The organism is Moorena sp. SIO3A2 (genome assembly GCF_010672265.1).
GTDB lineage: Bacteria > Cyanobacteriota > Cyanobacteriia > Cyanobacteriales > Coleofasciculaceae > Moorena > Moorena producens.
In genome coordinates, this window is the sequence record NZ_JAAHHC010000068.1 from 21,889 (window position 1) to 28,860 (window position 6,972).

7 protein-coding genes are annotated in these 6,972 nt (G+C 45.4%); 3 read left to right on the forward strand and 4 right to left on the reverse strand.

The window, feature by feature from the left end; translation table 11 throughout:
- The first annotated feature begins 698 nt into the window (after positions 1 to 698).
- Complete coding sequence (locus tag F6K64_RS34685; protein WP_008186371.1) at positions 699 to 1,949, forward strand: competence/damage-inducible protein A; 1,251 nt, start codon at positions 699 to 701, stop codon at positions 1,947 to 1,949.
- A 68-nt stretch (positions 1,950 to 2,017) separates the two neighbouring features.
- Here the strand turns inward: F6K64_RS34685 and F6K64_RS34690 are convergent, their stop codons facing one another.
- From F6K64_RS34690 to rpaB, 3 genes are all read right to left on the reverse strand, one after another.
- The gene (locus tag F6K64_RS34690; RefSeq protein WP_008186373.1) at positions 2,018 to 2,557 is read right to left on the reverse strand and encodes a DUF456 domain-containing protein; all 540 of its coding nucleotides are present in this window, start codon (positions 2,555 to 2,557) and stop codon (positions 2,018 to 2,020) included.
- 28 nt (positions 2,558 to 2,585) lie between these two features.
- Positions 2,586 to 3,230, reverse strand: coding sequence for a cofactor assembly of complex C subunit B (locus F6K64_RS34695; RefSeq protein WP_008186376.1), 645 nt, complete (start codon positions 3,228 to 3,230; stop codon positions 2,586 to 2,588).
- Between the two features lie 61 nt (positions 3,231 to 3,291).
- Complete coding sequence (gene rpaB / locus F6K64_RS34700) at positions 3,292 to 4,020, reverse strand: response regulator transcription factor RpaB (protein WP_008186378.1); 729 nt, start codon at positions 4,018 to 4,020, stop codon at positions 3,292 to 3,294.
- Between the two features lie 204 nt (positions 4,021 to 4,224).
- On the opposite strand from rpaB, the gene radA reads away from it, so the two are divergent.
- A complete protein-coding gene (gene radA, locus F6K64_RS34705) occupies positions 4,225 to 5,823 on the forward strand; it encodes a DNA repair protein RadA (protein WP_008186382.1) in 1,599 nt (532 codons plus the stop codon).
- Positions 5,824 to 5,883: 60 nt separating this feature from the next.
- Entirely contained in the window at positions 5,884 to 6,042 is a 159-nt protein-coding gene (locus F6K64_RS34710; protein ID WP_154659846.1) for a hypothetical protein, read from the forward strand.
- A 30-nt stretch (positions 6,043 to 6,072) separates the two neighbouring features.
- Here F6K64_RS34710 and F6K64_RS34715 read toward each other — a convergent pair whose 3' ends face one another.
- On the reverse strand, positions 6,073 to 6,819 hold the full coding sequence (locus F6K64_RS34715) for a creatininase family protein (RefSeq protein WP_008186384.1): 747 nt from the start codon (positions 6,817 to 6,819) through the stop codon (positions 6,073 to 6,075).
- Positions 6,820 to 6,972 lie beyond the last annotated feature (153 nt).

The window sequence follows — 6,972 nt, forward strand, 5'->3', positions numbered from 1 at the left end:
ATTTCCCCCATCTCCCCATCTCCCCACACTTCCCACCCTCCCCACACTTCCCACCCTCCCCACCCTCCCTCATAAGGGTAGGTTTTTTACAAAGACCTCAGGTGTGGGGTGACCGGGTGTGGGGGATAAGAAAATGTACTTAATTTGTCGTTAAAAATCATCAAGACAGTGAGATGCACCCACAGGGAATCGGAAAAAAAACCTGTGTACATCATAACTATGATAAACCCTATCAAACGCTACTAAATATAGCATTTAAAAATAGATAATCAACCCCAATGTTGATGATTTAGCATAACACAAAAAAATACTGGTATATATTTTATGCTGCTCTTAATTTACCTAACATAATTTTATTTTTCATGAAAAATAAAATTATAGTATAGCAGTCGCCAGAGCAGTTAGGACATGACAAAAGTCTCACACCCTTTGTAAGCGCAAGAGTTTGACTTCTGACTTCTGACTTCTGACTTCTGACTTCTGCTATATTTATAGGTATAATAAATAAATTAGGATATTTTTTAATGCTATATTACCTACTCCCTATTACCTATTACCTATTACCTGTTACCTTTTTAGATCAATCCTAGTTTCACATATCATGTGAAAACGCTATAGTTTTAAAATTGCTGTCAGTGTGGGATTATAAGATAAGAGCCGAAAGAAATGAATGTTATCTTGCCCCTGAGGCATAATCGATGAGTGCAGAAATTATTTGTGTAGGTACCGAACTGCTGCTGGGGGATATTCTCAACAGCAATTCTCAGTTTTTAGCCCAGGAGCTAGCCGCATTGGGGATTCCTCACTACTATCAGACAGTAGTGGGAGATAATATCGGGCGTTTACAGCAAGTATTGGCAATTGCTAGTGAGCGCTCCACTATCCTAATATTTACTGGTGGTCTTGGTCCGACGCCCGATGACTTGACCACGGAAGCGATCGCTAAATTTTTTGGGGCTCCTCTGATTGAAGAACCAGATGTTATAGAGGACATCACTCAGAAGTTTGCCCGGCGGGGACGTCAATTAACTACCAATAACCGCAAGCAAGCCCTAATTCCAGAAGGGGCACAAGTATTACCCAACTTGAATGGAACAGCTCCTGGTATCATCTGGAAACCCCGTGCTGATTTAAGCATTCTCACGTTTCCTGGTGTTCCTAGGGAAATGAATCAGATGTGGCGAGACACGGCTGTTCCCTATCTCAAAAGCCAAGGCTGGGGTAAAGAAATCGTTTATAGCCGGATGTTGCGGTTTTGGGGGATTGGAGAATCGGCTTTGGCTGAGAAAGTTGCTCCCTTTTTTGACCTTACCAACCCCACCGTTGCTCCCTATGCTAGTAAGGGACAAGTGAGGTTAAGAGTTTCGGCCCGTGCGGCTTCAGAAAGTGAAGCACAACAGTTCATTGAACCAGTAGCCCAAAAATTACAGGAGATTGGGGGAATTAACTATTTCGGTACTGACACCGATACCCTAGCCTCTGTAGTGGGTCAGCTATTAACGGCTGCCTCAGAAACGTTGAGCGTAGCAGAATCCTGTACTGGTGGCGGTATTGGCAGTATGATAACCAGTGTCCCGGGGAGTTCTAATTATTTTTTGGGGGGTATCATTGCTTATGATAACGCTGTGAAAACTGGTGTACTGGGAGTGAATTCCTCAGACTTGAAGGCGATGGGGGCGGTAAGTAAGGTTGTAGCAGAGCAAATGGCAACAGGAGTGCGATCGCTTCTTTCTTCAACCTGGTCACTTAGTATTACAGGCATAGCTGGACCTGGAGGCAATACCGATACCAAGCCTGTGGGTCTAGTTTACATTGGTCTAGCCGGACCAGATGGCATTTTAGAATGCTACAAGTACACCTTGGGTCAACATCGGAGTCGGTCTGACCTACGTCACATCAGCGCCTGCTATGCCCTTGATCGCCTACGGTGCAAATTGCTGAGTCGGTGAACTTGTTAGTTAGCGTTATTTAGCAGGCAGTAGTGCACCCCATCACCCTGTTCAATCTAAATTTCAAGCTAAATCCCTGCACCTGGGGGCCAAGTGGTGAAAATAAACACCACCACAGTAGCGATCGCAAGCATTGCCTGAATCAAATTTCCTACCAATGAACCGACTACAATCCCCAAGCCAGCTTTAAAGGATTGCTTAATTCTATCCTGTAACTTTAACTTCCGTTGATAGAGAAACTCACCTACAAACGCCCCTAACAACGGTCCAAGCAAAATCCCTAGTAACGGTCCGCCGAAGGGCAAGGCGGGTAAAAGACCAAACACCCCCATGAACAAGCCGATTATGGAACCAATTTGTCCCCAATTACTAGCACCAGCTTTTTTGGCTCCCCAGTAAGCGGCTAAAAAATCGACCCCCATACCCAGTAGCAACACAAAGATAGCTACGCCCAATGCCCAGGTGACGCTACTAAAGCCCTCAGCAATACCCCAAATTATGGTGGCAGCTAAAATCAACATGGCACCGGGAATGCCAGGAACAACCGAACCAATAATGCCTACTAGCATCAGCAGAATCAGGAACCAGTACAAAATGATTAACCACATTATTTAAATTCGAAGCGGTACCCACATCTTATAAATGACCAGAGAGAGTATTGGCGACTTTATCAGCAATCCCCTCAATCCACTTTTCATCTTGTTTAGTGTAACTTCGGGGAGCATTGGCTGCCAAAATTAGCGCTCCTTGGTTGCCAATCGGTTGACATATGACACCTTGTGTGTTATCAGGCAAGTAGTCAAATTCAAGTCGCCCTGGATAGAGCTTCAGGTTAACCAGATACACGGCTTTTTGAGTTTCGAGAACCCGCTTGAGAATAGCTCCAGGCTCGACTTGGGGATTTTTGCCCAAGATCCCCCGCCGCAGCAAGACTTTGCCTTGGTATACCACCACAAGCGATCGCGTTACCGTATTAGTCAGTAATAGATGGGATGCCCAGGCTAATTCAGTTTTGACCTGATCTGGCAGCTCTGGAGCGAGGTCGAAACCCTCTTCGCCAATCAGTTTAACGGCATCAGGAGGTTTGGGCTGTACCTGCTGCCACAGTAAACCTGTCAAAATCAAGACAGCACAAACAATTACCCCTACAGCATCAGAACGAGCTTGAGAATTGGTGAGCTGGGAGGTTAATAAACGATTGATCAGCAACAGACCCCCTGCCAATCCTCCAACCGCAAATGGCAGCAGCCGCAGTACATCATTTTGGTCGGGTTTAGCCATCACTCACCTGTTGGTTGTTAGTTCAGGACTTACGAAGCTGAAACGAAACATCAAGGTGTTATTATTTGTCATCTGGTTCAATGATCCGTTGGAACAAATAACCTGTACCTCGTGCGGTGAGAATTAGCTCAGGATTACTAGGATCATCCTCTAACTTGGCTCGTAACCGGGAGATGTGGACATCTACTACACGGGTATCCACATGGCGTTCAGGGGTATAGCCCCACACTTCCTGCAAAATTTCAGAACGGGAGAATGGTTCTCCGGAACGTCTGACTAATAACTCTAGAAGACTGAACTCCATCCCAGTCAGGCGAATCCGCTCATCCCCTTTGTAGACTTGTCGCTTATTGGTGTCGATTTTGATACTCCCGACATGAATCACCCCAGAACTAGGAATACCAGCAGCCCCCACTTTATCAAACCTGCGCAGTACGGAACGAATACGGGCTTCCAATTCTTTTGGAGAAAAGGGCTTGACCACATAGTCATCTGCTCCTAACTCTAGACCGGTAATCCGGTCAGCTACATCCCCTAAAGCAGTTAGCATAATAATGGGAATGTCTGATTCCTTGCGTAATTCTTGACAGACACCATAGCCGTCTAGCTTTGGCATCATCACATCTAACACCACTAGGTCAGGCTCTGTATCACGAAATGTGTTTAGGGCTTCTTCTCCATCAGCGGCTGTGACTACTTCGTAGCCAATCATGGATAACCTAGTTTCTAATATTCGACGGATACTGGCCTCGTCATCAACAACAAGAATTTTTTCTTTATGAGTTTCCAATGGACGTTATACTCCTGAAATGGTGAAGTAAGATTAATGATTTATTAATTTATCAGTAGTTTATCTCTAAAATGTAACCCTTTACAAAGTTGGTTTTATCGTTGAGAATTATATTTTCCTTGCTGGTGAAGTCTTCCTTGACTTTCATTAATGTTAATTTAATTATTGAGTTTTTTTAAGAGTTTTTAAGACTTTTCAAGTAGGATGCCGAAGCCTAAAACGCTCTATGTGTGTAATGCCTGTGGTGCTGAGTCCTCCCAATGGTTCGGCAAATGTCCTGCCTGTGGTACTTACAATTCCTTGGATGAGGTAGCTCCCCCAACTCCGGTCAAAATCAGTCGCGGGGGTTGGCAATCCAATACTTATTCGGATAACCACGAGCCTAACACTGGACCGGCTCAACCCAGATCATCCCTTACCTTCTCAGAAATTGTTGATACTGTCGAGATCCGCTTCCCCTCAGGCTATGGGGAACTCGACCGAGTGCTCGGAGGTGGCGTTGTGCCTGGGTCTTTAGTATTAATTGGTGGCGATCCAGGCATTGGCAAATCAACCTTAATGCTCCAAGTTGCCAATCAACTTGCCAAGTTACATCGCATTCTATACGTTTGTGCAGAAGAATCAGGACAGCAGGTAAAACTGCGAGCATCTCGCCTGGGTGTGGTATCAGCAGAAACCTCTGATCTCGAATCTAATAACAGTAGGGTCAAAAACGACCCTAAGTCTTCTAAGTCTAAGTCTTCTAAGTCTAAGTCTTCTAAGTCTAAGTCTTCTAAAACCCCTATAGCCGCTCAAGAGTCTGACTCTCAAGAGTCTGACTCTAAAGACGCTGAGCTGTATATTCTACCAGAAACTGATTTAGAGGAAATTCTGCGAGAGTTGGAGTCCCTCAAACCTCAGGTAGCAGTGATTGACAGTATTCAGACTCTTTATTTTCCGGCCTTGACCTCTGCTCCTGGTTCTGTTGCTCAAGTGCGGGAATGTACCTCTGCCCTGATGCAGGTAGCAAAGCGGTCAAACATTACTCTGTTAATTGTGGGTCATGTGACCAAAGAAGGCGCGATCGCAGGACCAAGGGTACTGGAACACTTAGTCGATACTGTATTGTACTTTGAAGGCGATCGCTTTGCTTCCCACCGGCTACTGCGTTCTGTTAAAAACCGCTTTGGGGCTACTCATGAAATCGGTATTTTTGAAATGGTCAGCAACGGTTTGCAGGAAGTCTTGAATCCTTCTGATCTGTTTTTGGGTAACCGAGATGAAATGAGTCCTGGTACTGCTACTGTAGTGGCTTGTGAAGGTACTCGTCCGATTCTGGTAGAGTTGCAAGCCCTAGTAAGTCCTGCTAGTTATGGGGCACCCCGCCGCTCAACCACTGGAGTTGATTACAACCGCTTACAACAAATCCTGGCAGTGTTGGAAAAGCGAGTTGGGATTCCCCTATCCAAATTAGATGCTTATGTAGCAACAGCAGGAGGGCTAGGAGTAGAAGAACCAGCAGCTGATTTAGGAATGGCTATTGCGGTAGTAGCTAGTTTTCGCGATCGCGTTGTCGATCCTCGCACGGTTATGATTGGTGAAATCAGCTTAGGGGGGCAAGTGCGACTAGTCTCTCAGATGGAACTCCGACTCAAAGAAGCTGCCAAGTTAGGGTTCAAGCGAGCCATTGTACCCAAAGGTCAAACCTTACCTGATCTCGGTATTGAAATTATTCAAGTATCGAGAGTACTAGATGCCATTATTGCTGCCTTGCCTGGGGGATTACGCCAGGACTTCCCTGAAGATATCGAGGATCAGATCTAAGATCTAAGATCAAGTTCGGTTGAATACCCATCATAACCAGGAGGGTGGGGAGATGGGGAGATGGGGAGATGGGGAGATGGGGAGATTTTTATTAAGGGTAATTATCGGTATATCATATCCTATCTCTTTGATAATGTTCCCGATTCCCGATTCCCAATTCCCGATTCCCGATTCCCGATTCCCGATTCCCGATTCCCGATTCCCGATTCTAAATTCTAAATTCTAAATTCTAAATTCTAACTTCCCGATTCAATCTGCGGCCATAAACTCCAAATAACTACTACTCAACTCCTTGACTGCCAACTCATAAAACTGCTTACCATGTTGCGGTGTTGCTAAGGCTGGATTAGACCCCATACGACCATCGGGATAACGGCGACGAAAATCTGCGGCTCCATAAATTGGGTGTCCAGACGCAACGGTTTCTGACAGGGGTGCTCGTTTAATGGCTTCGGGATAGAGATATTGGGTAAGTGCTACCTCAGAAGGAGTAGCATGGGAACCTTCTTGATTCCCATACAACTCCTTAGCTAATTTATAGACAGAACGGCACATAAACCAATTAGCTACCCGACACTGAACCCTTTCCCCATTAGGAATCTGTAAATCGCTCAAGTGGGCGTAACTTTCAGAAAACGCTGCCTTAAGGGTAGCGATATTACCCCCATGACCATTGATAAAGAAAAACTTGGTGAACCCAGCTCTAGTCAAGCAAGTCAGATAATCTTTGATCACCTGAATTAATGTACTCGGTTTCAAACTGATGCTACCGGGAAAAGCCGTGTGGTGTAGCGCCATCCCGACATTAATGGTGGGAGCAACTAGGGCATTGGTTGCTTCAGACACACCTTTTGCGATCGCTTCTGCACATATTGCGTCGGTGCCAATCAACCCCGTTGGTCCATGTTGTTCCGTTGAACCAATGGGCAGAATAATCCCTGGTGATTGCTTTAGGTAAGCTTCAATTTCTTTCCAAGTACTCAAGTGTAGCAGCATGGTTCATTTTAGAGGGTTAGTTGTTGTGGGATACTCTTAAACCGTGATTAATCGGGGTAAACCCGGTACCACGGGTCAAGGTGCAATTTATTGTTGCTTGAGTGAGGGGTGGTCAAACAGCAATTGGAGTCAAGCCTACCACCCATCTTGTCT